Here is a 25,945-nt window from a genome sequence, read left to right as displayed (position 1 = left end):
AAACAGTGAACTATCATGGCAGAAAGTTTGCAGGTGTAGAGAACAGCAGTGGCGGGGAAGTATCGGGGCAGACCGTGTTTCATTACGAGCAGGAAGGATCAGTGCTGCGGGCACATTATTCTGGAGGCGAAGTCGTATCCGGTGTTTTAATTGGAAAAGTGTACGACAATGGCGATCTGGAATTTCGCTATAACCATGTTAACGATGACTGGAGCATCCGGGGCGGAAAATGTTACTCAAGGCCGGAAATGCTGGAAGACGGACGAATCCGCCTGCACGAACAGTGGCAGTGGCAGGATGAAAGCAGCGAAAAAGGCACGTCTATCGTAGAGGAAGTAACAAACGAAACGGTTTAAAGTGTTTGCCCAGGAGGAAAAGGAAGTCTGACTACACAGCATATAAAGGAGACTTTCAATATGGAACATACTTCCATTGGCGGTACGAGCCTGCAACCTTCCCGGATAGGGCTCGGCACTTGGGCGATTGGCGGCACTCAGTGGGGTGGAACGGATGAACAGCAGTCAATTGAAACAATACATGCAGCGCTTGATAAAGGCATCACCCTTGTAGATACGGCTCCTGCTTACGGGTTCGGGGAATCAGAGAAAATTGTCGGAAAAGCGTTAAAGCAGGATAATAAACGTCAAAACGTCGTACTGTCAAGCAAGTGCGCGATGAACTGGAATGATGAGGGCATGTTCCGGGACGGCACAGCCGCCCGGATCCAACGCGAAATTGATGATTCCCTGCAGCGGCTGCAGACAGATCATATTGATATTTACCATGTGCACTGGCCGGACCCCAAAGCAGATATGTCTGAAACGGCAGGGACGATGAAAGAAATACTCAACGCCGGGAAAATTCGGGCAATAGCGGTCAGTAATTTCACTGTTGCCCAGCTTGAAGAATTTCAAAAAACAGCGCCGGTTCATGTTATCCAGCCGCCGTATAACATTTTTGAACGGGGCATTGAAGAAGATCTTCTTCCATATGCTGAAAAACAGGATATTTCCACGCTTTTGTATGGATCACTGTGTCGCGGGTTATTAAGCGGGAAAATGTCGGAAAACACTACTTTTGAAGGCGATGACCTCCGCAACGGGGACCCGAAATTCCAGGAGGACCGTTTTCCGCAGTACATTGCGGCGGTAAATGAACTCGATCAATACGTTCAGAACAAATACGACAAGCGTGTGATTCATTTAGCTGTCCGCTGGGTGCTCGATCAGCCTGGAACAAGTACAGCCCTGTGGGGAGGCCGTCGTCCGGACCAGATGAACGGCATTGAGGAAATTATGAACTGGCAGCTCGACCAGACGGATATGAAAGCCGTGAACGAAATCGTGGATAAGCATGTAAAAGACCCGGTAGGGCCGGAATTTATGGCCCCGCCGACTAGATAAAAAATGAAAATGCTGCGCTTAGGCGCGGTATTTTTTATGAAATTAAAGAACTATGAGAAGAAGACGGCGCCAAGTACCCAAATAAAACAGAAAATTTTGGGTGACGGAGGCTGGCAGGCTTGCTTGTTTAATCATGTCAACATTGATTCTGTCGTATTTGTGTTTTCCTTTAATTGTGTTTCGGTAGCAATTCCCATAAAATAAGGATGTAAGCGAATACTAAAATCAAATGGTCCATATTTCATCCAGAATTTATTTCATTATTGTCATTAATATATTTGGGCCTGAAAAGGGGGAAACACAATGAGTGCATCAACAGAAAGTGCACCGCAGAAAAAAAGCATCCGCTCAAGGATTCAAAAGTTCGGCAGCTTTTTAAGCAGCATGATCATGCCGAACATCGGTGCTTTTATTGCATGGGGGCTGATCACGGCTTTCTTTATTGAATCGGGGTGGACGCCCAACGAAAATTTAGCTGTACTCGTCGATCCAATGATTGTTTATATGCTACCATTGCTAATTGGTTATACCGGCGGGAAAATTGTTCATGATGTACGTGGAGGAGTTGTAGGAGCTGTTGCCACCATTGGTGTCATAGCTGGTGCTGATATTCCTATGTTCCTAGGGGCGATGGCGATGGGCCCTCTTGGCGGTATTACTATTAAAGGATTCGATAAGCTGGTCGAAGGAAAAATCCGCCAGGGATTTGAAATGTTAGTGAATAATTTTTCAGCAGGTATTATAGGCTTTGGACTTTCTATTTTAGGATTACTTGCTGTTAGCCCTATCGTTCAAGGATTGACCACAATTTTAAATGGTGCAGTAGATTTTTTAATTAACACAGGCCTTCTGCCATTAACCAGTATTATTATTGAGCCGGCGAAGGTGTTGTTTTTGAACAATGCTATCAACCACGGAGTGCTAAGTCCTATCGCGGCAGAACAGGTTGCTTCTACTGGAAAATCAATCTTATATCTGCTTGAACCGAATCCGGGCCCTGGTTTAGGTATTTTGCTTGCGTTTGCAATATTTGGGGCTGGAGTATCGAAGGCTTCTGCGCCAGGTGCCATAATTATCCAATTCTTTGGCGGTATTCATGAAATTTATTTCCCGTACGTCCTGTCGAAACCTTTAACTATCCTTGCAGTTATAGCTGGAGGAATGACTGGAGTATTTACATTTTCACTATTTAATGTAGGGCTTACAAGTGTTCCGTCACCAGGAAGTATTTTTCTAGTGGCTGGCTTTGCGGCTCCCGGCGATCTTGTTGGGGTTTTAAGCGGGGTTTTTCTTTCAGCATTGGTTTCATTTGTAGTAGCTTCAATTATTCTTAAGTTCAGCTCCAATACAGGAGAAACACTTGAAGAATCCACAGCGAAAATGGAAAGCATGAAAGGCAAGAAAAGCTCGGCAGCGTCCGCACTTCATTCCAATGCGGAAACAGCTGAAGCTTCTGAAGCTGGAACCGGCGCTTATTTAAACAAAGATGTTAACAAAATTGTCTTTGCCTGCGATGCCGGCATGGGCTCGAGCGCCATGGGAGCCTCGGTCATGAAGGATAAGGTGAAAAAGGCCGGGCTTGATATCGGCGTAACGAACACGTCGATCTCAAACATTCCGGACGACGCTGACCTGATCATTACGCACAAGGATTTGACCGAACGGGCGCGGCAGAAACGGCCGGACGCTGAACACGTATCGGTGGAAAACTTCCTTGGAAGCGACAAGTATGATGAAGTAGTCGAAGACCTGAAGCAGAAAAAAGGCGTGGAGGAAAGCTCCTCGGCTGGAGCGGCGACAGCGAAAGCTCCAGTTAACAAAATTATCTTTGCCTGCGACGCGGGTATGGGTTCGAGCGCCATGGGGGCTTCGGTCATGAAGGACAAGGTGAAAAAAGCAGGACTCGACATTAGTGTATCGAACACCTCGATTTCCAACATTCCAGACGATGCGGATCTGATTATCACGCACAAGGATTTGACCGAACGGGCGCGGCAGAAACGGCCGGACGCTGAACACGTATCGGTGGAAAATTTCCTTGGAAGCGACAAGTACGATGAAGTAGTCGAAGATCTGAAAACAAGAGAATAAGGAGGGAAACCGATGGAATATCTCACCGGCCGGGAACGTGAATTGCTGCTGCATCTTCTGCAGCATCAGGAACTGAAGCCAGTGGCTGAAATAGCTGAAGAGATGAATGTAAGCTCCCGGACGATCCATCGGGACCTTGATAAGCTGGGGGGCTGGCTTGCCGGCGAACAGGTTGAACTCGAAAGACGGACGGGAAGCGGTGTGCGGCTTAAGGGGGCGGAGGAGGATCTTGAAGAAATCAGGCTCCGCCTCCAGCGTCCTGCCGTTATTGAATATACGCCGGATGAACGCCGTACCCTGCTGATCTGTCTCGTTTTGGAGTCAGATGGGCCTGTGAAATTGACAGCGCTTGGTGCAGAATTAAAAGTAACTATAGCAACAATCAGCCAGGATTTGGATAAACTCAAAGACTGGCTTGAGCTATTTTCACTCACGCTTGTAAGGCGCCGGGGCTACGGAGTAGAGGTGCAGGGATCAGAAGCAGCCAAACGCCGGGCAATGAGCAGTTTGATTGCTGAAAACGTGGAAGAAAAAGAACTGCTCAGCTCAATCAGGCACCACATCTACGAACGAAATGTCCAGACGGAACAGGGCCGCGTGGCGGAACGCCTGCTCGGGATGGTGGGAGAAAATCACTGGTCGACGGTCGAGCAGGTGCTGTCCAACATGCAGGACCAGCTTCCGCAGAATTTTGCCGACAGTGCGTATATCGGTCTGATTGTTCATTTGACCCTGGCGATTGAGCGCATCTCTGTAGGAGAAAGCATTGATATCAATGCCGACTATATGGAGAATCTGCGCGAAACAAAAGAATTTGCTATTGCAGAAGCTATTATTCAGAAGCTTGAGCGTGTACTCAAGCTGTCTATTCCCGAGGCGGAAATCGGCTACATTACGATGCATCTGCGGGGAGCCAAGCTTCGGACGCCGGTGGAAAACCAGCTGGAAGTAGATCATCTGCCCGTGGCGATAAAAGCAAAAGCGTTGATTCAGGAGATGGAAAAACGAACTGGAGAGTCGCTGAGGAAGAATCGTTCCCTGTACGAAGGATTGGTCGCTCATCTTGAGCCGGCGCTGTACCGGCTAAGCGAAAATATGAGAATTCATAATCCATTGATGGAATCTATTAAAGAGAATTATGCCGATTTGTTTGCGAAGCTTCGTCAGGCAGCGGATATCGTATTTACGGAGAGCTACCTTCCGGATGCCGAGGTCGGTTTTCTGGTGCTTCATTTCGGAACAGCAATGGAGCGTGAAGAAGCTGTCGCTCCTCTGCATGCGCTTGTCGTATGCTCGAGCGGCATCGGCTCTTCAAAGCTGCTTGAAAGCCGGCTGCGAAAAGAGGTACCCGTACTCGGAGACCTTGAGAATGTGAGCCTGCTGGACCTTGAGGAAATGAACATGGCCGGCTATGACTTAATTATCTCTACGATTCCATTGGAGCCACAGTCGCTTCCTCATTTAGTCGTTCATCCGTTTTTAAATGAAGATGATACAAGAGCAGTCCTTCAGGCAGCGGACTCCGTCTACCGTCAGCAGAGCAGAGCTGCAGTAGCAGTAAAACAGAAGGAAGCATATGAGACATCATCGCTTAATTTATACGAAATACAGTTTTGTGTAGATTTGTCTGTCCAGATGTACCATGGTTTTTATATGCGAGAAGTGGCCGGCGGCAAAAATGCGGAGCAGGCGGTTCATTGGATCATGAATGAAATAAAAAAAGAAAATATCGTTCAGCATGCCGGGAGCATCGCAGAAGAAATCTGGGAGAAGCAGGCGAAGGGATTTGCGATCCCGGAAACTAACGTGGCGCTGTTCCATACACGAAGCAGCCAGGTAAATGAACCATCACTGACGCTGTGGCAGCTCGAAACGCCTCGGGAGCTGACAGCTATGGATGGCAGGTCAACAATGGTCGACCGCATTCTCGTTATGCTCGCCCCGGAACAGGGCCGAAAAGAAGTGTTTGAACTTATGAGTACTATCAGTGAAGAGATGCTGATGAATCCGGATCGGCTGCATGTCCTCAGGAGTGGGACAGAAGATGATATTCAAAAGCATATCGATGACGTTTTTCGGGAATGGTTGAAACGGAAAATAAATTAAGGTGAAGGAGAGAAATCATATGACTAAACCAGTACTGCAGCAGGAAAATGTGAAAATGAATGTATCACTTTCAGGAAAAGAGGAAGCCATTCGTGAAGCAGGAGGCGTTCTTGTCGACAATGGCTACGTGCAGCAGAAATATATTGATAGTATGCTTGAGCGTGAGAAAGTAACGTCCACCTTCATGGGAAACGGTGTTGCTATTCCGCACGGCACAGAAGATTCGCGTGAATGGGTGGATCATTCCGGACTGTCCGTAGTTCAAGTCCCGGACGGAGTGGATTTTGACGGCAATGAAGTGCGAATTCTGATTGGGATTGCCGGCAAAGGGGATGAACACCTAAACATCTTATCGAAAATTGCCATTGTATGCTCTGATGAGGAAAACATCGAAAAAATGGTCCAGGCTTCATCAAAAGAAGAGCTGCTTGAGGTGATCGGAGAGGTAGAAATCTCATGATCGCGGTACAGATAGGTGGTGGCAATATCGGTCGTGGGTTTATCGGACAGGTGCTTTCTGATGCAGGATATGAGCTGTATTTTGCTGATGTAAATGACTCTCTGATCGAACAGCTGAAGGACAAAGGTGAATATGTGGTGGAGCTCGCGGAAGACGGGGCATCCGCCCAGACTATTTCAGGGGTCCAGGCTTTTCACAGCGCAAGAGAGGAAGAGGCTCTTGTACAAAAGCTGGCAGAAGCTGACTTGATCACAACGGCAGTAGGTCCGCCTGTATTGAAGCACGTAGCTCCTGTGATAGCGAAAGCATTAAAACAAAAAATTGCTGATGGAAGCCCCGCCCCAGTGAATGTCATTGCCTGCGAGAACATGGTGGCTGGCACAGCAGAATTGAAAAAATTTGTGTGGGAACAGCTTTCGGAGGAAGAGAAAACGGAAGTCGAGCGTTTTGCCGGCTTTGCCAACGCCGCTGTGGACCGTATTGTGCCGAATCAGCCTGAGGGACAGGGACTGAAGGTAGTCGTTGAGCCATTTTTGGAATGGGCAGTGGAAGCACCGTCGCTTAAAGGGAAAACTCCGGATATCCCGGCCGTAACGTATGTGGACGATCTGACTCCGTATATTGAGCGCAAATTGTTTACGGTCAATACCGGACACGCAGCGCTTGCATACGTAGGCTTCCTGTACGGGTGTGAAACGACGAAAGAAGCGATGGACCACCCTGAGGTTTCGGGAGCTTTTGAATCGGCTATCCGTGAGACGGGGCGCCTGCTTCAAATTAAACACGGGTTCAAAGAGAAAGAGCAGAACGAATACCAGGCAAAAATCAAAGGACGGTTTTCCAATGAATACTTCTCCGACCCGGTAACCCGCGTCGGTCGTGGTCCTATCCGGAAACTCGGGCCAAAGGACCGTTTGGTTCGCCCTGCGGTAGAGCTGCAGGAGGCTGGGGAACGACCGGAGGCACTGGCGTTTGTGATCGCCGCGGCTCTTCAGTTTAACGTACCTGAAGACGGAGAGGCTGTTGAACTGCAGAACACAATTGACCGGAAAGGATACAAGGAAGCTTTAAGCCATTACGCGGAGCTTCCCGTCCACCACCCACTGGTGGAATTGGTAGCCGGGCACCTTCCGGCCGAGTAGAAACAAATAAAGAAGCGGATCGTCCATTTGGGCGGTCCGCTTCTTTTATATGTCCAGACAAACCTTTTACAGAATCCGTGCTGTTGGTCAGGTTTCCTGCGCTTTTCGCTGTCCAGCTCCGGAAACCAACGGCGGCAGTCTCTTCAGAGTCCCCCAAGAGGGAAAAGCCCCTTTGGGGAAGCCTCTTCCAGATCCCGCGCCGTTGGTCAGGTTTCCTGCGCTTTTCCGGTTAAAAGCAGGCGGAGGTCTTCTGCACTTAGGGTGTGCAGACCAGCTTGTTCGTCGGTGATGACCTGATCATACAGGTGACGTTTTTGCTCCTGCATGTGCTGAATTTTTTCTTCGATGGTTTCATGGGTAATGAGGCGGATCACCTGTACTGTTTTTGTCTGGCCGAGCCGGTGGGCGCGGTCTGCGGCCTGCATTTCGACCGCTGGGTTCCACCATAAATCATACAATACTACAGTATCTGCTCCCGTAAGGTTAAGACCAGTGCCGCCGGCTCTTAATGAAATTAAGAAGACGTCCGGGCCCTCTTCTTTGTTGAAGGATTCAGCTAGGCGTACCCGTTCCTCTCCAGGCGTGCTGCCGTCAAGATAATAATAATCAATGTCTTCTTCTGCCAGCCGGTCTCTTATAAGAGCGAGCATAGAAGTGAACTGCGAAAAAACAAGCACCCGCTGGCCATTGGCCGTCCCTTCATGAAGAATTCGCACGAGTTCTTCAAGCTTACCTGAGGAGCTTTGGTAATCGGGTTGCACGAGCGCAGGATGGCAGCAGATCTGCCGGAGACGTGTCAAAAGCGATAAAAGGTGCATCCGGTTGGCTTCCGCACCTTCTTCAAGCAGAGTCCCAGCTTCCTGCTGCACGTTCTGCAGCGTTTTTTTGTACATATCCGCCTGGTTGGTTAACAGATCGCAGTACGTTGTGGTCTCTACTTTTTCTGGAAGCTCCTGAAGCACTTCTTTTTTCGTGCGCCGCATAATAAAAGGCGCTGCTCTGTCCCTTACTTCTTCCGGACTCCATGAAGAGAACAGCTTTTTGCTCGGAAACAGTCCGGGCATAACCACGCTAAAAATGGCCCGCAGTTCATCGAGTCTGTTTTCTACCGGTGTGCCGCTCAGGGCAAAGCAGTATTTTCCGCGGAGCTGCGTGATGGCTTTCGCCGTTTTTGAGCTGGTATTCTTGACTGCCTGGGCTTCATCAAGCAGAATGCCGCGGAAAAACGTTTTTCCGTACCATTCCACGTCCCGGCGAATCAAAGGATAAGATGTAATGAAAATATCGCTCTGCTGATAAATCTGCTGCTCGCGTTCTTTTTTGCTGCCGGAAACGACAGTGGCTTTTAAGGATGGAAAGAAGCGCTCCGTTTCTCTTTTCCAATTATATAAAAGCGAGGAGGGAGCAATAATAACGAACGGTGCTTCACCGGGAGCCTCCATGCACTCCGTGGCGATAAAGCAAAGCGCCTGAAGCGTTTTGCCAAGACCCATATCATCTGCCAGAATACCGCCAAATCGGTAAGAAGCGAGTTGCTTCATCCACTGGACGCCTTCGTGCTGATATGCCCGAAGTTCCACGTCCACTGGTTCCGCAAGTGCTGTATTGTTTTCCGCAGCGCGCCGGATGTTTTGAATCATATCCTCAACATCAAGAGAAGTCTGCCAGCGATCAGCACCGGATAGATGTTTGTCCAAATTGAACGCCTGGTGGGCCGGGTAGCGAACCGATCCATTCACTGCGGTCTGGTCCGGCTTTGGCATCTGCTGCAGGGCGCGGGCAAGGCGCTGCAGCAAGTCATCATCGAGAGGAAGGAACCGGTCGTCCTCTGTTTTATAAAATTCCCGGCCCTCCTGGAGAGCCTTCCAGATTCCTGGCGTTTCTAAAGCATCTGTTACGGAGGAAGTGAGGGACAGCTCCATCCATTTTTCCTCGACATTAATATCGGAAAATAGCGACAGGCTTTGTCCGGGAATAAGCATACGTTCGACTTCTTCACTCATGAAAATATCCATATACGGACGCAAGGCAGCCAGATCCTTCGATAGAAAATCGATGATGTTTTTAGGGGACGAAAGCAGAAGCCGGTCATTCTCCTGGATAAAGCCTTTTTTTTGCAGGCGGCGGAGCTGTATATGTTCCTGCTGCCGGTCTCTTGGTACAACGTCCGGGTCTTCGAAAGATGGAACAGTACCTGGGCGAAAAGCGCTGTATTCTTTCATCCCGTAACGGTAGATTAAATCACCGGCGATTTTGCCCCCTCGGCCCTTCGAAAGATATAACATTGTCTGCAGCGACTCCAGCTGCAGGCGGCCCTGCAGCTCACCGTCTATTTCCAGGCAGCAATGGTTCATTAACGGAGCGCCCCAGTGTAAAAAGGTGTCAAGAAATTCCTGCTGCGAAAAAATGAGGCGCTTCTCTGGTGCCTGTATAAGCATCCGCTGGGAGGCAGCCGCCGTTCGCGCCAGTTCTTTTTCGGGGGAATACAAATTCCCGGCCCATAAGCAAAAACTACTGTCGCTGACAAAAAAAGGCATTTCATTTTGGGATGTGGAGAAAATCAATACATCTGAATTCTTTTCGCAGTTCAAATAAAATGAATACGGCCAGTTTTCGGTTACAGTCCATGGCCTTTCTCCGTATGCATCGGTAATATAAGCGTTCGGGCAGTCGTTAAGCAGGCTGAAAAGCGTTTCGACTGCATAAGGGGGGACCGCCATCTCTTTTTTCGATCCGCTTCTGGCTGTCCATTGCTCCTGATAAGAAGACCCCCATTCTTCCTGACGAAGTATAGAAGCTAGCAGATGAAGAACATGAAGATTTTCTTCTGAAAAGTAGTGGTACATAGGATCGAAGGTCAAAGAAGGAGCAAGACGGTACGGAGCGTCATTTTTCATCGCTTCGATAAATTGGTGGATGTTTTTTACTACGTAGCGCTGATTCTCTCCGATTTTTACTTGGACAACAGGAAACAAAACCTCGGGCCTCCGGTTATCAATAGGAAAAGAAACCAGAAAGTCAGCGTGAATCTGAGTCCCAACGTCTTCGACGCGTGACTGAAAAGGCGAAAAGTATTCTAAAAACTGGTCTTTCACGGTATCGTTTCCGTCTGGCACAGCGGGAATGGGTGAAGCCGGAGCCCCTGTGGAAGCAGGGGCCTCAAGCAGCAGGGCAATAAGATGGCGGCAAGGGGCAGAAGAGGAATGATAAAACCGGTCGCAGGAACAGTACATTTCCTGAATGGTATAGCTGGCGTCCACAGCAACAAAAACGTCCTCTGGAAAAGGAGTATCCTTTACGACTGCTTCTATATGGCGAGTATGCATCAAGGTTTCTTCTGCCATGTGGGCAATTTTATATAAATCATACAGGCGTTTGCCTTCTAAATATGTAGTTTCATCGGTCATCTGGCGTATAGCGTCCGGGGCAAATAAAGCCAATCTTCATCCTCCTTGCAACGCTGGAAATACTATCTTCCGTACGTTTTTCCTTGTCCGTATTTTAGCATATTACTACTTGAAAAAGGGAATAAAAGTACATACAACAACGGTCGCAGCAGGTATAATGTAAAGAAAGAGATCGTCGGAAGGAGAGGTTCTTATGGATATCAGGCAGCTGATTTATGAAGCGAAACAGGAAGCGTGGGCGTTTTTTGCCCATACAGACCCTGCACATGATTATTGGCATACTGAGCGGGTGGCGGCGCTTGCGGGGGACATCGCTGAAAAAGAAGGGGCAGACCCTGATATATGCATCCTGGCAGCCTGGCTTCATGACATAGGGGATGAAAAACTTCTCAAGGAAGGGGAAGACGGAGAAGAAAAAATCATGCGCTGGCTTGAGGAGAATGAAGCCGGGGAAGAATTAAAGCAGCACATTATGCAGATTGTTTCTTCTATTTCCTTCCGGCATCACCATGAACGGGCGCCAGAAACTCTTGAAGGAAGAGTGGTGCAGGATGCAGACCGCCTCGATGCACTCGGGGCTATCGGAATCGCCCGGGCCTTTGCCTACACCGGGCACACCCATCAGCCGCTGCATGACCCTCGGCCGGAGTACCGAAACGAGAGAAACAGCGCCATTCAGCATTTTTTCGATAAGCTGCTGCGGCTTAAAGGGATGATGAATACAGACACAGGCCTTTCCATCGCTACGAAGCGCCAGCGGTTTATGGTCAGTTATTTAGAGGAGTTTTACAGTGAATGGGAAAGAAAGGCATAAAAAGCGGGCTGTCCGAATGTTCGGACAGCCCTTTTTACATTTAGGATGACGGGGCGTTTGTGACATATTCCAAAATTTCCTCAGGGCGTTCGAACCGCAGCGTCGGCGAGGTGTTTTCCGGATGTACGGCGCCCCAGCCGGCTAAACCAAAAGCAGTGCCCGCTTTTTCGGCACTATCGCTGTCGTGCTGGGTGTCGCCGATATAGATAGTATTGGAAGCCTCTGTCCCGCTTTTTTCCATAAATGCCCGGAGCGGTTCCGGGGAAGGCTTGTGATGGGTAGTGTCTTCGGCGCTAATAATGTAGGAAGCAAACTGCTGCAGCCCGAAGGGTTTCATTTCATGGTCAAAGGCTTCCCGTGTTTTGGAAGTAACGATGCCAACCTGGTATCCTTGAATATTCAGTCCCTCAAGCAGCTCCTGGATGCCGGGGAAAATATCAATCAAAAAACGATTTTCTTCAAGGTAAGCGGCCCACTTATCCTGGACCGTGCGTCGCTCGTCACCCTGCAGGCCCAGCCGGTTTAAAACTTCCACCTCGGGAATACCGAGAAGCGGCCGCAGGTTTTCGTTTTCAATAATTTCCCCCGTGGTTTCCTCTACAGCGCGCCTAAGTGATTTGATAAGGGCGTCCTCTGTATTAATCAGCGTTCCATCAACATCAAAAACAAATGTACCGTACATAATTACTCCTCCTAACAAATATCTCGCTATTTGGTTTTCCCGAGTTTTCCTATTTTCAATCAGCGGAAAAAGCCTGTTGCGAGAGAGCGTTTACATAAAAAACTTTTATGCGATCTATTGAAAATTCGAGGTGATATGCTACACTTTGATGGTTCGTGACGTTGGCTTTCATACAGATGAGAGCCTGAAAAAGAAAGCACGTGAGGCGCGAAACAGGCCGGAATGCCCGCGTGTACTATTGATAAAGAGTACAAAAAAAGAAAGGAGAAAAAAGTTTGAATTTTTCACAACTTAAAATGGAGTGGCTCGGAAACATTAAAGGAGATGTACTGGCAGGAATTGTCGTTGCGCTCGCTTTAATACCGGAGGCAATCGCCTTTTCAATTATTGCCGGCGTAGACCCGCAGGTTGGGCTTTATGCTTCTTTCAGTATGGCGGTAATGATTTCAATTGTAGGCGGGAGACCCGGGATGATCTCAGCAGCAACGGGGGCTATGGCTCTTGTGATGGTCACGCTTGTTGCTGATCATGGCCTGCAGTATCTGCTTGCGACCACCGTATTAACTGGGATCATTCAGCTCCTGATTGGTTTCAGTGGACTGGCCCGCTGGATGAAATTCATTCCAAGGTCAGTGATGGTAGGTTTTGTGAATGCTCTCGCTATTTTGATTTTCCTTGCCCAAATAGAGCATTTCCGGGGAAATAGTTTTTGGCCGTTTGTTTTGGCAGGTATGGCCCTTGCAATTATTTATCTCTTTCCTAAACTTACCGGGGCCGTGCCTTCCACGCTCGTAGCCATCATTGTCGTCAGTATGGTAACCGTGTTTGGAGGTATTAATGCCAGTACAGTAGGGGATATGGGGACGCTTCCGAGGTCTTTCCCTGTCTTTCTTCTTCCGGATATACCTTTGACGCTTGAAACATTGATGATCATTTTGCCGTACGCACTGTCATTGTCTGTCGTTGGCTTGCTGGAATCGCTGCTGACTGCCACTATCGTAGACGATATGACAGATTCAGAAAGCAACAAGAACCAGGAAGCGCGCGGCCAGGGAATTTCCAATGTTGTTACTGGTTTTTTCGGCGGCATGGCCTCCTGCGCTATGATCGGCCAGTCGGTGATTAACGTAAAATCAGGAGGGAGAGGCCGGCTTTCTGCATTTGTTGCCGGTGTGTTCCTGCTTTTCCTAATTCTCGTGCTTCAGGGATTTGTAGTTCAGATTCCAATGGCAGCACTTGCGGGCGTCATGATTATGGTATCGATCAGCACATTCGACTGGGGCTCGCTTCCTATGCTCGCGAAGGCACCTAAAACAGACTCGATTGTCATGGTCGTTGTGGTTGCTACAGTCGTTTACACGCACAACCTTGCAATAGGCGTGGTTGCTGGAGTTATTTTGAGTGCTGTTTTCTTTGCGGCTAAAATTTCAAAGGTTCATGTGAGTACAACCATTAAAGATGAAATGACGCGTGTCTATTACGTGGACGGGCCGCTGTTTTTCGCTTCAGTAACGGACTTTGTGAAGAGCTTTGATTACAAAGAGAATTTCGATAGAGTGGAAATTGATTTATCACGAACCCATCTCTGGGATGACTCTGCGGTCGAAGCGATTGAAAAAGTCAGACTGAAGTTTAAACAGGAAGGCACTAAAGTTCGTTTTACAGGTATTAACGAAGAAAGCTCGGAATTAATGCGCAAGCTGGAAGGAATGTCTTCTGGTCACTAAGAAATAAGTGAAGGATACAGAACTGTTAATGGGGGGATGTCTGTGTACCAAAAAGTATTGCTCGCAGCAGATGGGTCCGACCACGCCCGCCGTGCTTCAGGGCATGCGGTAAAGCTATTAAAGAATGTACCGGACGGCCATTTGGACGTTATTTATATTATTGATAAAGATCAATCCAAATCGGACGTGCTGCATTACGGAAACAAAGAAATTATTCAGATGAAGCGCCGGGAGCAGCTTGAAGATCTCGAGAATGACCTGAAAGAAGCAGGGATTTCTTATGAGGTTCATATCGAGCACGGGGAGCCGGGACCGACGATTGTTTCTTTTGCGAACGACGGAGCCTATGACTGTCTCGTGATCGGGAGCCGTGGACTTAACCAGCTGCAGACCATGGTACTTGGCAGTGTCAGCCATAAAGTTGTGAAACGCGTACACTGTCCGGTGCTTGTCGTAAAATAAAACCGTCTGTTGCGGCTTTTTTGCCGCAGCAGACGGTTTTTTATTGAATGTTTTTAGCGGGGTTCTGCTTTTCGCCTCGTAGAAGAAAGCACGTAGTCATATACAGCCTGAGCGACTCCGTGATCATCATTATGGCTCGTTTGTTCATCAGCAAGCAGTTTTACTTCCTGTTCGGAATTTTCCATGGCGATGGCTGTATCAGCATAGCGAAACATGGATACGTCGTTAAAGTTGTCACCGATCGCAAACGTGAAGGCTTCTTCCCATCCCGCCTGAATGCGCAGGTGATGGAGGCCCGCGCCTTTCTCGGTATTGGGGTGCATAAACTCAAGGTTGTCCCTGCCTGAAGACGTAATGGAAACGTCCTGGCGGGTTTTCCACGCGCTTCGGACGGCAGCAAGCTTATCCTCAAGCGGAGAGAGCATCAGAAATTTATAAACGTGTACATCCTCGCCCTCGATGTCTTCGAGTGAGCGGAGCTGATGCATATGGAACCGTCCGGTATTGTATTCTTCTTTGCGTTTAAATTCTGCCATGCGGTCCTCATAGTCGTCTTCTTCTTTTACGAGCTCATGAGCGTCTTCCATAAAATACTGCCAGCCCTTTGGCATGTAAAACATGCCTTTATTCGTGTAAACATGAAAATAAACGCCAAAGTCTTCAAGTGACTGTACGACGCGGAGCGCTGTTTCCTTTTCCATCACGTTTTCATATACGACAGCGCGGCCGCGGTTGACGATGGCCCCGTTTAACGAGACAATGCCATCTGCTTCAATCCCAGCATCTTCAAGCAGGTGCTCGACGTCTTCAATGCCTCTGCCGGTCGCAATGACGAGCTTGTGCCCTTCGGAGCGCAGGCGGTTTAATGCCCGGGCGTTTTGCTTGGAGATATATTTTTTTGAATGCAAAAGAGTGCCATCCATATCAATTGCTACTACATTCATTTTAGTCACCTCTTATGTAACGCCTGGGGCGTCCAAATTATAATTTCAGAATAACACGAAATCACGGGGGGAAGTTAATAATAGTTGACGAAATGAACAGAACAAGCTATACTTCCTAATTGGAAGAAAATTTGACAAACAAAAACGACTCGTATAATCGAACGAACTGGGTTCGATGTTTCTACCGGGAGCCGATTTTCCCGACTACGTGTCTCTGTGTGATTGTTCACGCAGGGGCACTTTTTTATGGTTAAAATCATATACGGGAAGCTAAAGGAGAATGAAAAATGCTAAAAAAACTATTTCAGCTGGAGGACCATCAGACGACCGTAAAAAAAGAATGGACGGCCGGAGTTACCTCCTTCTTTACTATTGCCTATATATTAATCGTCAACCCGGCTATTTTATCGGATACTGGAATGCCTTATGAATTTGCCCTTCTGGCTACGGCACTCGTGACGGCCGTCGGGTGCCTGCTTATTGGGCTGTGGGGCAATGCCCCGATTATTTTAACCCCCGGCATGGGCGTGAATGCTTTTTTTGCGTACACGCTCGTGATCGGCATGGGCTGGACGTGGCAGCAGGGGCTTGCAATTGTGCTCCTTTCGGGCGTGCTGTTTTTAATTACGGCTCTGACGCCGATTGCCGGCAGGCTGGCGCAGGCGGTGCCGCTGTCACTTAAACAGGGCATCACAGTCGGTATTGGCGTGTTTTTAACCTTCATCGGTCTGCAAAAGGGCGGGCTCGTCCAGGGAGACGAAGAAACATTCGTGGCTCTTGGCAATCTGGCAGACCCGGCTGCCATGCTGACAATTGCCGGGCTGGTAATTATGCTGATGCTTGTCGTCCGTAAAGTAAAAGGTGCTTTTTTGATCGGAATTGCTGTTATTTCTCTGGTCGCGGGGCTGTTTGGCATCAGCAGCGGTGGTGCTGGGGAGGCAGTAACAGCAACTGGTGCCTATACCACGGTATTTACGGCGGCTGATTTTTCTGCCTGGTCGTCTATTGCGTTTTGGACGGCAGTTTTTTCATTGACGATGATCGTTGTATTTGAAAGCATGGGGCTTTTGCACGGACTGCTCGAACGAAAAGAAAAATTTGGGCGTTCCTATCAGGCAACAGCGGTTACGGCATTTGGCAGCGGGTTTCTCGGAACCTCACCGACCATACCGGCAGCGGAAAGTGCTGCAGGTGTGGCAGAAGGAGGAAAAACAGGATTAACGGCGGTTGTGACTGGCCTGCTGTTTTTAGTGGCACTTCTGTTCACACCGCTTTTAGGCTTTATTCCTGAAAGCGCGATCGCCCCGGTTCTGATTATTGTAGGGGGGATGATGGTACAGGAGATCCGCCATATTTCCTTTGACGATGCCTCGGAATGGTTCCCGGCCTATTTGGTCATAGGAATTATTCCGCTCACGTATTCGATTGCCGACGGCATTGCCTTTGGCTTTATAGCCTATCCGCTGCTGAAGATGGCGCTTGGAAGTCCAAAAGCTGTTTCTCCGGTAATGTACGCTATTTCGTTTCTCTTTTTCCTGCATTATGTATTTACCTACATGGTTTAACCCCGCCTTCCTGGCGGGATTTTTTTATTGGCAGAATTGGTTAAAACGCTTACGATAGATAAAGGATATGAATACATCATAGAATTACACATATTTTTTCTGGGGAAAAGAGATCCAATACGGGGGTATGCTGCGTAAGCTTATTACATACTGCTTTTCCCGAGCATTTTGAAAAAAGGAGAAGGCCTATGTCGAAGTTATCGGATAACGATCTGTATGAGCGCATACGCGAGCGCGACAGAGAAGCGCTTGAACTTCTGTATGACCGTTATGAGCGGCTGCTTTATTCATTTGCCTACAGGATGACTAAAGACCAGCAAATAGCCGAAGAGATCATGCAGGATGTTTTTATGAAAATATGGCAGGGCAAGGGAAGTGCCGTCTATCAGAAAGATAAAGGCTCTCTTTCGTCCTGGCTGCTTACAATTACACGCAACGCCTCGATTGATGCCCTCCGCAGAAGAAAACCGGAAGTGGAATGGGATCCGAGGGATTCGAAAGAAGAAACGACAGGGGTGGAGGAGCAGGTGGAACTGAAAGAAAATAATGAAGAGCTTGAACGGGCAATAGCACTTCTTTCAGAGGAACAACAAAAGATTGTCCGCCTGTTTTATTTTCAAGGGCTGTCCCAGCGTAAAATTGCAGAATCCTGTGATATACCGCTTGGAACTGTAAAGGGCCGGATCAGGCTTGCCTTAAAGAAATTAAAAGAACACCTCTCCAGGGAACGGAGGGTTGATTATGGTGAATAACAAACAGGACTGGTTGTTTGATTATATAAATGGTCTTTTAACCAAGGAAGAAGAACAGGAATTTGAAGCCTGGCTTGAAACGGATGATGAAGCGAAGCAGGAGCTTGAAGAAATGCAGGCTATCATGGGGGAATTTCCGCAGCATATCGAGCCTCAGGACCCGCCGGCCGGCATGAAAAACCGGGTAATGGAGCATGTCATTGGCAAGGAGCCGGAGGAGAAGGTGACGGTGACGAAACCAAAAAGAAAATGGAGTGCTGTAGCCGGAGCACTTGCTGCTGTTCTGCTGGCTTCCATAGGAACCAATGTCTATCTTGGCACGCAGTGGCAGCAGGCTTCAGAAGAACGGGAAGAACTGGCCTCGGACCTCGGAGAAATGCAGACCGCGCTGTCAGAACTTGAAAATTCTTCTCAGGAAACGGGAGAAGTGATTGCTTCCCAGGAATTTGCAGCAACAGAAAATTCCCAGGGAAGTGGAACGGTCACGCTTCTTAATACAGAGCAGCAGGGCGAAATGGCTGTCCACGTAGAAGGGCTTGAAGATTTGGAGAATAGTGAAGTATATCAGGTGTGGATGGTTGGAGGCGATCAGACGGTCCCTGCTGGATCCTTTACTACAAATGAAAGTGGTATTGGCTCCGTAGTTGTGCCTTCAGATGCCGTCAATGAAGACTGGGACGCTGTAGCGATCACAAAAGAACCCCAGCCAAACAATGAAGCTCCGCAGGGAGAAGTGGTGCTCGAAGCTCCACTATCCTAAAGGATTGCGAAAAGACCGGAAAAATTTTCCGGTCTTTTTTGTATGGTCAGAAGCGCTCATGGCAGGGGGTTAAGCTTAAAAAATAATGATTCACAAAACATTCATAAATTATGATCTAATCGTATATTTGTTTCGTTAGCTGAATGAAATTAAATATGAGGGAGAATCATTTATGTCATCAACTGGAAGCTCGCCGCCATAGCTTTGCTATCATCTGCTGCAATCATTACTCCGGCAGCATCGGGAATTGCTTTTGCACACTCGCGAAGGCCACGACGATATGGGAATGTTAGAGGAAATGATGGCGTCTGTGGCCACTCCGGCCGGCGGCCTCAGATGGAGCACTATCTTCCGGGACACGTTTATCTTTTGAGGAGTCCGCCGCCGCGAAGAAGCGTAATATTGATTATTGGGCAGGCTGCTCCGCAGAGGGCAGTCTTTTTGTGTGCGGGCGCTAAAAATGGTATGTATGAGATATTGGTAAACGGGAAAAGGGACAGGGTATAGATGTACAGGAGGGGAGAACGTGAAGCGGATGAATTGGAAAGTGATTGCAGCTGTAGGAGCAGTGCTGATAATTTCAGGGTGCGCAGGGGACACGGAGAAGAGCAGGACGTCCTGGGAGGAAGAGAACTGGGGGGATATTGAGGAAGAAGCCGCTGGAACCACTGTGGAATTACATATGTGGGGCGGGGATCAGGGGACTAATGAATACATAGACGAATGGGTGGCTCCGCGTTTAAAGGAGCAGTATGACATTACACTGAACCGGAACCCAATTGAAACCGAAGACGCGCTGCAAAATCTTTATTCTGAAAAAGAAGCCGGGACTGAGGACGGAACGATGGATATTATCTGGCTGAATGGGGAGAATTTCCGTAACGCAAAAGAAAATGACCTTTTATACGGTTCTTTTGCAGATGCTCTACCGAATGTAAACGATCATATTGATATGGATGCCGATACAAACGCATATGATTTCGGGACCCCGGTTGAAGGAATGGAAGTACCATGGGGATCGGTGCAGTTTACGTTTATGTATGACACTGAAAAAGTCGATGCTCCGCCAAACAGTATTGAAGAGCTGGCCGCCTGGGTGGAGGATAATCCGGGTGAATTCACGTATCCGGAAGCGACAGACTTTACGGGAAACGCATTTCTGCGTCATTTTATATATAATAATGTCGACGTTGAAGAAGTCGTTGAACGGGGATATGACGAAGAATGGATTAATGAACAAAGCAGCAGTATGTGGGAAACGCTTAAAGAAATGGAGCCGAATTTGTGGAGAAACGGAGAAACGTATCCCTCCTCGCTCAGTCAGCTGGACCGTCTTTACCGGGACGGCGAAGTGTCTATGACTATGGGTTACAACGAAGCGAGAGCAGAGAGCCTGGTCCAGAATGGCACTTTCCCGGAAACAACGGACACTTTCGTATTTGAAAACAATTCGATCGGCAACACCCATTATCTATCTATTCCATTTAACAGTACCAATGTGCCCGGGGCAATGGCAGCAATCAATTATTTAGTTTCCCCGGAAGCGCAGCTGCAGAAGCAGGCACCATCGATGTGGGGGGACAGCACCGTGCTTGATCTTGATACGCTCTCCGAGGACATGCGCCAAAAATTCGTTGAACAGGACCGCGGCAGCTCTGTGCTTGATGCTGAAGTGTTAAATGAAGCCTATCAGCCAGAAATGGATGCAGGCTACGTGGAGTGGGCCGAAGACCGTTGGGAAGATGAAATTGTTCAAAGATAAAAGCACACTCATTATGCTTTTGCCAGCGCTTCTTATTACAGCGGGACTTTCTATCTACGCGGTTACAGTACTCTGGATGCGTTTAGGCAAAGAGAATAGTCCCGCAGGCATTCTCCGTGAAATAGTTTCTCTGCCTTCATTCTGGGAAAGCCTTGGCTTCAGCCTTGGAGTGACCGCTGTTTCCGCTGTGCTTTCACTGGGAATTGGCGTTGCGGCGTCCAAATTACTGTTCGGAAAAAAGCGCAGTACGGGCGCAGGTGCACTGTTCTGGGTGCCGATGGCTGTACCTCACTTTGTCGGTGCTTATCTGGTTATCTGGTTTTTTTCGCAAAGCGGGTGGGCAGCGTCGCTTACGCAGCAGCTGGGCCTGATCGATCAACGAACAGAATTTCCAATACTGACGAATGACAGAGGTGGAATTGGGATCATTTTATCCTACGTATGGAAAGAGATTCCCTTTGTCATACTGATGACAGCCCCGGTATATCTTGAAATGAACAATACGGCGAGACAGGCTGTAGCGACGCTTGGCGGCGGCGTGTTCCGTAAATTTAAAGACGCAGAGTGGCCCTATTTAAAAGCGGTCACCCTGGAGACAGGAGTAATCCTGTTTGCATTTGTATTCGGTGCCTTTGAAGTACCTGAATTAGTTGGAGCCACCCGCCCGGAAATGATCGGTGTCACTATTTTCGAATGGTACAGCGGAGGAAACTGGGAGGAAAGACCTTACGCCTACGCGGTATCTGCCTGCATTGGAATCATATTCATCGCTCTTAGTGCCCTTCTAATGTGGTATACCCGCCGTCTGCGGATACGGATATGGAGGAGGGAGTAGCATGAAAGGAAAAAGAAAAATAACCGCGGGGATTTTTGCGTTTTGCTTTGCAGCTCCTTTGCTTGCGCTTGTCCTCCAAAGCTTCGCTGCCGATTGGCCATTTGGCGAGCTCTGGCCGGTGTCCTGGACGCTCGACGGGTGGGGTGTGCCCTTTGGGGATCCTCTGCTTGCAGGGGCCTGGCGGCAAACCATTCTCATCGCCCTATGTGTGGCAGCTTTAAACCTGGTCATTGGAGTGCCGGCAGCTAAAGCTCTTGTTGTCCGGGAATTCAGGGGGAAGGAACTGGTCGATGCCATGCTTTTAATTCCCGTCCTTTTACCAATTACTGCACTTGCTGTCGGCCTGCATATCTTTGCTCTGCAAAGCGGTACTGCAAACACGTGGTACGGGGTCGCTTTTTTTCATCTGCTTCCGACGCTCCCTTACACCATTCGCATTATCCGTGCCGGCTATGAACGGATGGGGAGAAGCCAGTATGAACAATCGCGGAGCCTTGGAGGCACGGCTTGGTCCAGGTTTTTGCTGATTGAGCTCCCTCAGATGACTGCCTCTATGCGTGCAGCTGTCTTTTTTGCAGTGGTTATTTCAGTCAGCCAGTTTGCCCTGACTGTTATTATTGGGGGTGGGACCGTTACGACAATGGCAGTATTGTATTATCCGTATACAGACAGTGCGGCCCCGTCAGCCGTCAGCGCCTTTTCCTTAATGACAGCCGCTCTTCCGGCAGCCGCAGCTCTGATTGCTGACGGAGCGCTCAGGCTTAGTACAAAAATTTTAAAATCGTGGTAGGGGTATGGAAATATGGCATATGTATCCGTTCAGAACGGGAGCAAGGTTTATCAGGAAAAGCAGGTGCTCCGAAATATCAATATCGAGCTCGAAGAAGGAGAAAACAGAAGCCTGGTCGGTAAATCCGGCACGGGGAAATCGACGCTTTTACGCTGCATTGCCGGCATTGATACGTTTTCGGGTGGAGTGGTGACCATTGAAGGCACAAAAGTCAATGAAATGCCGGCGGAAAAGCGTCCCATCGTCTTAATGTTTCAGCAGCCGCTGCTGTTTCCTCATTTAACGATTCTGCAAAACGTTACATACGGGCTGAAAATGAAACGAATACCTAAAAAAGAGCGTGTGAAAGCCGGGAGGGGACTGCTCAAAAAAATGGAAATAGCAGAGCTCGAAGGGCTGTATCCGTACCAATGCTCCGGTGGCCAGCAGCAACGGGTGGCTCTTGCACGGGCATTGGCGGTGAAGCCGAAGGTGCTGCTGCTTGATGAACCGTTCTCAAGCTTGGACAGTTATTTGCGCAAAACAATGCGCCGCTGGGTGAAAAAAATACTTGAAGAAGAAAACATCACCTCCATGTTTGTAACCCATGACCGGGAAGAAGCCTTCGATATGGGGGAGAACGTTAGCGTAATGGATGGGGGCGAAGTGATAGAAACAGGGAACAGAGAACAACTGATGCGTGAGCCTGCACGCCGGGAGACCGCTTCGCTGCTGGCAGATGGCTGGTGGTTTTCGGGTAGAGGCTTTGTGCCGGCTGAATCCTTACGGATTACAAAGGAAGCCGGAAACAATTCCTTTGAAGTTGAACCGGGACCTGTAAAGAAACAGTATGGCCTTTGGATCCAGACGTTTTACGAAGCCGGGGGGAGGCAGGCCGTTACGCTTGCTGTGAATGAACCGTTCCACGGAAGGGCATTTGTAACTCCGGCTTGAAAAAAGAGCATTAAAACCATTTATAAAACTGGTTTTGGTTGTCGATTTACGAAAAAAGGGTATGGACACGATATGAATAATATAAATGGGGACCTGCAATGATTGATACACACGCCCGAAAATGGGCAGACCCGGTTATAGACAAAACAGCTGAGTGGTTTCTGCGCCGGCACTGGACAGCCAACCAGGTAACTGTGCTCGCCTTCGGGATCGGCGTTCTTACGGGGCCGCTCATTTATTTTAACGCAGGATGGGCAGCTTTTATTTGTTTGTGGATTTCTGGGTTTTTGGATACTGTAGATGGGGCGATGGCAAGAAAAACCAGGCCCTCTGCATTTGGGACAGTGCTTGATATTACGTTCGACCGTCTCGTGGAAGCGAGCGTGCTGCTCGGCCTTGCCTTTCGGTATCCGGATTTAATGTGGCTGCTGCTTCTATTAAGCGTCTCAATTTTATTTTCAATTACTGTGTTTCTCACGGTCGGAAATATGTCGGAACGCAGCGGGGTCAAATCATTTTACTACCAGGCAGGGCTCGCCGAACGAACAGAGGGATTTATTTTATTTTCCATCATGATGCTTTTTCCATCTTTTTTACTATATTCCACTGCTTTATTTCTATTTGTCGAAACATTTACCGCTCTGCAGAGACTGTTGGAAGCAAAACGATTATTAAAGGAGCAGGATGAGAATGCCACAGATTGACTACGATTTAATTGTACTGGGAGGCGGATCCGGCGGACTGACCGTGGCGTCCGGAGCAGCACAGTTTGGTATGAAGACTGCTCTGGTTGATGATCGAAAAAACTTGGGCGGGGAGTGCCTGCACGCCGGATGTATACCTTCGAAAGCCTTTGTAACCGTCGGAAGAGAAATGCAGAACGCCCGAAGAGCGGCAGAAGAATTTGGCCTGAAAATGAGCGGGGACGCTGATTTCGATCATGTAAAAGAAAGAGTGAGAAACGCGGTAGCCGATGTGCAGGAGCTTGATGACATAAGCGAATTCGAAGCGCTTGGGATTGACGTATACATGCGGCGCGGGGAATTCATGGACCCGCATCACCTGTATCTTGAAGACGGGAGCGTTATCGGCGGAAAAAGAATCGTTATTGCCACCGGTTCAAGTCCGAACGTTCCTCCTATTGAAAATCTGAAGCTTCTGCCTTACTACACAAACGAAACGATTTTCGAAGCAGAGAAGCTTCCGAAAAAATTAGTATGTGTCGGTGGAGGACCGGTAGGCATGGAGCTTGCCCAGACGCTTGCGCGCATCGGTTCTTCTGTGACGACGGTAGACTCGGGCGATCGTATTTTTTCAAAAGAAGAAAAGGAAATTGCCGAGCGGGCGCAGAAAGAATTAGAGAAGGAAATCCATTTTATTCCTAACAGCCGGGTGGTAAGGCTCGAAGAGGACAACGGGCGCATTTACGCAGTCACAGAAGGAGAAACCGAACGGAGAATAGAGGCGGATGCTCTTTTGCTTGCAGCGGGACGTGTGCCAAACACGAACAACATAGGATTAGAAAAAGCAGGTGTGAGGGTAAGGAAAGATAGGAGTATCGATGTCTCAAGCACATTACAGACGTCTGTCCCTCACATCTATGCGGTTGGCGACGCAAGCGGCGGCTATATGTTTACGCATGCTGCTGGCATGGAAGGCCAAACCGTCGTTTCAAATGCTGTTTTCGGACTGCGCCGGAAAATTAATTATAATGCGCTTCCCTGGGCGTATTATACGGAGCCGGAAATTTTTCATCTTGGCGTTACCGAAGAAGAAGCAAAGCGTCTTGAAGGCGTGGACGCCCGTATTTACCGCATTGAAGGAAAACAGGTGGACCGCTTTCTGGCTGAAGGAGACCCGGCGCCTTTAGTGAAAATCATAACGGACCAAAAAGGGAACATTATCGGGGCGCATGCGGTCGGGCGCCATGCCGCTGACTGGATGCAGCAGGTCACTGCTGCAAAAACGTGGAAGAAGAAGCTGCGGTCCTTTTCAAGTATCGTGTATCCGTATCCGGCTCACGGAGATATTGTGAAAAAAGCAGCCGATGAATACTGGCGGGAAGCTTTGTTTAACAGCCCGGTTAACAAGGTACTTAAAAAGTATGTAGCATGGTTTCGGTAATTGAAGAAACAAGGAGGAAATATAGTGACTAAACGAGTAATATTCGTAGGAGCAGGCCATACCCACCTTTCTGTAATAAAAGAATGGAAAAAAAAGAAAAAAGACGTAGAGTGGATTCTTATTTCCCCAGGACAGTACCAGTACTACTCCGGCATGTATTCAGGATACATGGAGGGACGTTACGCCATTGAGGACATTCGTGTTCCGCTCCGCTCATTCTGTAATGAAAATGGCGGCACGTTTGTTTCGGCCAAGGTTACTTCCATAGATCCCGAGCAGAATATCGTTTTGACCAATGCAGGTAAGGTAATGCATTTTGATTATCTTTCTGTAGACATTGGAGCACAGCCGAAAGGGCTTGAGATTCCACATGTGAAAAAGCATGCGGAGGTTTTAAAGGCAAATGAAAACTTCTCGGAAGCAGTGGAAAGCGTTCGTACAAGCCATCATCCAGTTATTGTCGGAGGCGGCTATGCAGGGGTCGAAATGGCGTTTACCACGCAGGCATGGAGAAACAAAAACAAGTTCCAATCCCCGGTAAAAATCATTTCGGGCAGTAAGCTGCTCCCTGAAGATACAGACGAAACGCGCCAGCAGGTGTACGATCTTCTTGATAAAAGAGGGATTGAGTACTTCGAGAACGAAGAAGTGCACCAGGTGACAGACCGCACGGTGGAAACCGATTCCCTGTCCTTTCCATATGAAGATTTATTATGGATGACCGGTCCAAAAGCACCTGCCTGGTTTGAAGCATCCCGTCTTCCGGTGGACAGCGAAGGCTATCTGCTCGTCAACGAACATCTGCAGTCAGTAGCATACCCGCAAATATTCGGGGTTGGAGACTGTGTCACAATTGCCGGCCATGAAGATATCCCAAAAAACGGAATATCAGCTGTCAAAGAAGCCCCTGTGCTTCTCGAAAACGTTAAGCGTTCCCTAAAAGGAAAAAAGCTGACGAAGTATTCACCACAGAAAAATTATATGGCTATTCTGAACCTTGGACGCAAGCAGGGGCTGATGATTTACGGTGATAAAACCCGCCTGGGCAGAGCACCTTTTAAAATCAAGCACCGGATCGATAAAAAATTCATCAAAGAACTACAGCCATCAAGAAAAGCGTAGTCCCGCGTTTCAGGAGACTTATCCGGCTGGCCTGTTCCCTGGCTGGACTTGGCCAGAGCCAAGG

At 48.5% G+C, this 25,945-nt stretch carries 23 protein-coding genes and 1 riboswitch; of the genes, 20 read left to right on the top strand and 3 right to left on the bottom strand.

Translation table 11 applies throughout. From position 1 onward, the window contains the following. Positions 1-5: 5 nt before the first annotated feature. The 6 genes from CHL76_RS00290 (at position 6) to CHL76_RS00265 (ending at position 7,202) form a co-directional block, all read left to right on the top strand. Complete coding sequence (locus CHL76_RS00290; protein WP_079474989.1) at positions 6-356, top strand: n-acetylglutamate synthase; 351 nt, start codon at positions 6-8, stop codon at positions 354-356. Between the two features lie 60 nt (positions 357-416). Continuing rightward, entirely contained in the window at positions 417-1,403 is a 987-nt protein-coding gene (locus tag CHL76_RS00285) for an aldo/keto reductase (protein WP_094907508.1), read from the top strand. 303 nt (positions 1,404-1,706) lie between these two features. Then, positions 1,707-3,494 carry a PTS mannitol-specific transporter subunit IIBC gene (locus CHL76_RS00280; protein ID WP_094907507.1) on the top strand — a complete coding sequence of 596 codons (1,788 nt, stop codon included), beginning with the start codon at positions 1,707-1,709 and terminating at the stop codon, positions 3,492-3,494. A gap of 12 nt (positions 3,495-3,506) precedes the next feature. Continuing rightward, the gene (locus tag CHL76_RS00275) at positions 3,507-5,600 is read left to right on the top strand and encodes a BglG family transcription antiterminator (RefSeq protein ID WP_094907506.1); all 2,094 of its coding nucleotides are present in this window, start codon (positions 3,507-3,509) and stop codon (positions 5,598-5,600) included. A gap of 19 nt (positions 5,601-5,619) precedes the next feature. Next, the gene (locus CHL76_RS00270) at positions 5,620-6,060 is read left to right on the top strand and encodes a PTS sugar transporter subunit IIA (protein ID WP_094907505.1); all 441 of its coding nucleotides are present in this window, start codon (positions 5,620-5,622) and stop codon (positions 6,058-6,060) included. Beyond that, positions 6,057-7,202: a mannitol-1-phosphate 5-dehydrogenase gene (locus tag CHL76_RS00265; RefSeq protein WP_094907504.1), complete on the top strand. Its 1,146-nt coding sequence runs from the start codon at positions 6,057-6,059 to the stop codon at positions 7,200-7,202. The genes CHL76_RS00270 and CHL76_RS00265 overlap by 4 nt, the downstream gene beginning before the upstream one ends. 206 nt (positions 7,203-7,408) lie before the next feature. On the opposite strand, the gene CHL76_RS00260 is transcribed toward CHL76_RS00265, so the two are convergent. After that, a complete protein-coding gene (locus tag CHL76_RS00260) occupies positions 7,409-10,642 on the bottom strand; it encodes a DEAD/DEAH box helicase (RefSeq protein WP_094907503.1) in 3,234 nt (1,077 codons plus the stop codon). A 160-nt stretch (positions 10,643-10,802) separates the two neighbouring features. Here CHL76_RS00260 and CHL76_RS00255 point away from each other — a divergent pair, with 160 nt between their 5' ends. Further along, the gene (locus tag CHL76_RS00255) at positions 10,803-11,423 is read left to right on the top strand and encodes an HD domain-containing protein (RefSeq protein ID WP_079474996.1); all 621 of its coding nucleotides are present in this window, start codon (positions 10,803-10,805) and stop codon (positions 11,421-11,423) included. Between the two features lie 40 nt (positions 11,424-11,463). Here the strand turns inward: CHL76_RS00255 and CHL76_RS00250 are convergent, their stop codons facing one another. Beyond that, on the bottom strand, positions 11,464-12,105 hold the full coding sequence (locus tag CHL76_RS00250; protein ID WP_079474997.1) for an HAD family hydrolase: 642 nt from the start codon (positions 12,103-12,105) through the stop codon (positions 11,464-11,466). 275 nt (positions 12,106-12,380) lie between these two features. Here CHL76_RS00250 and CHL76_RS00245 point away from each other — a divergent pair, with 275 nt between their 5' ends. Both CHL76_RS00245 and CHL76_RS00240 read left to right on the top strand, forming a co-directional pair. Continuing rightward, complete coding sequence (locus tag CHL76_RS00245) at positions 12,381-13,832, top strand: SulP family inorganic anion transporter (RefSeq protein ID WP_233133169.1); 1,452 nt, start codon at positions 12,381-12,383, stop codon at positions 13,830-13,832. A gap of 42 nt (positions 13,833-13,874) precedes the next feature. Then, positions 13,875-14,294 (top strand): universal stress protein, encoded by a 420-nt coding sequence (locus CHL76_RS00240; RefSeq protein WP_094907502.1) that lies wholly within the window; start codon positions 13,875-13,877, stop codon positions 14,292-14,294. Between the two features lie 53 nt (positions 14,295-14,347). Here CHL76_RS00240 and CHL76_RS00235 read toward each other — a convergent pair whose 3' ends face one another. Continuing rightward, positions 14,348-15,238: a Cof-type HAD-IIB family hydrolase gene (locus CHL76_RS00235; protein WP_094907501.1), complete on the bottom strand. Its 891-nt coding sequence runs from the start codon at positions 15,236-15,238 to the stop codon at positions 14,348-14,350. Positions 15,239-15,367: 129 nt separating this feature from the next. Continuing rightward, positions 15,368-15,465, top strand: a riboswitch (purine riboswitch). A gap of 60 nt (positions 15,466-15,525) precedes the next feature. Between CHL76_RS00235 and CHL76_RS00230 the strand changes: the two genes are divergently transcribed. The 11 genes from CHL76_RS00230 to CHL76_RS00185 all read left to right on the top strand — a co-directional run bounded on the left by CHL76_RS00230 (position 15,526) and on the right by CHL76_RS00185 (position 25,881). Next, a complete protein-coding gene (locus tag CHL76_RS00230) occupies positions 15,526-16,803 on the top strand; it encodes an NCS2 family permease (RefSeq protein ID WP_094907500.1) in 1,278 nt (425 codons plus the stop codon). Positions 16,804-16,991: 188 nt separating this feature from the next. Continuing rightward, positions 16,992-17,555 carry an RNA polymerase sigma factor gene (locus CHL76_RS00225; protein ID WP_079475001.1) on the top strand — a complete coding sequence of 188 codons (564 nt, stop codon included), beginning with the start codon at positions 16,992-16,994 and terminating at the stop codon, positions 17,553-17,555. Then, positions 17,545-18,315 (top strand): anti-sigma factor, encoded by a 771-nt coding sequence (locus tag CHL76_RS00220; protein WP_094907499.1) that lies wholly within the window; start codon positions 17,545-17,547, stop codon positions 18,313-18,315. The genes CHL76_RS00225 and CHL76_RS00220 overlap by 11 nt, the downstream gene beginning before the upstream one ends. Positions 18,316-18,562: 247 nt before the next feature. Continuing rightward, positions 18,563-18,688, top strand: a complete 126-nt coding sequence (locus CHL76_RS17335) for a hypothetical protein (protein WP_269845138.1) — start codon at positions 18,563-18,565, stop codon at positions 18,686-18,688. Between the two features lie 162 nt (positions 18,689-18,850). Further along, positions 18,851-20,077, top strand: coding sequence for an ABC transporter substrate-binding protein (locus CHL76_RS00215; protein WP_094907709.1), 1,227 nt, complete (start codon positions 18,851-18,853; stop codon positions 20,075-20,077). Continuing rightward, complete coding sequence (locus CHL76_RS00210) at positions 20,058-20,912, top strand: ABC transporter permease (RefSeq protein WP_158219012.1); 855 nt, start codon at positions 20,058-20,060, stop codon at positions 20,910-20,912. Before CHL76_RS00215 ends, CHL76_RS00210 begins: the two co-directional genes overlap by 20 nt. A 1-nt stretch (position 20,913) precedes the next feature. Then, complete coding sequence (locus tag CHL76_RS00205) at positions 20,914-21,702, top strand: ABC transporter permease (protein WP_079475004.1); 789 nt, start codon at positions 20,914-20,916, stop codon at positions 21,700-21,702. Between the two features lie 12 nt (positions 21,703-21,714). After that, complete coding sequence (locus CHL76_RS00200; RefSeq protein WP_094907497.1) at positions 21,715-22,635, top strand: ABC transporter ATP-binding protein; 921 nt, start codon at positions 21,715-21,717, stop codon at positions 22,633-22,635. Between the two features lie 98 nt (positions 22,636-22,733). Beyond that, on the top strand, positions 22,734-23,339 hold the full coding sequence (locus CHL76_RS00195) for a CDP-alcohol phosphatidyltransferase family protein (protein ID WP_094907496.1): 606 nt from the start codon (positions 22,734-22,736) through the stop codon (positions 23,337-23,339). Beyond that, entirely contained in the window at positions 23,326-24,759 is a 1,434-nt protein-coding gene (locus CHL76_RS00190) for a dihydrolipoyl dehydrogenase family protein (RefSeq protein ID WP_158219011.1), read from the top strand. The genes CHL76_RS00195 and CHL76_RS00190 overlap by 14 nt, the downstream gene beginning before the upstream one ends. 24 nt (positions 24,760-24,783) lie before the next feature. Next, positions 24,784-25,881 (top strand): NAD(P)/FAD-dependent oxidoreductase, encoded by a 1,098-nt coding sequence (locus CHL76_RS00185; protein ID WP_158219010.1) that lies wholly within the window; start codon positions 24,784-24,786, stop codon positions 25,879-25,881. The last annotated feature ends 64 nt before the right edge of the window (positions 25,882-25,945 follow it).

This window comes from Marinococcus halophilus (genome assembly GCF_002265875.1).
GTDB classification, from domain to species: domain Bacteria; phylum Bacillota; class Bacilli; order Bacillales; family Marinococcaceae; genus Marinococcus; species Marinococcus halophilus.
This window is presented reverse-complemented; position numbering and strand designations above follow the sequence as displayed.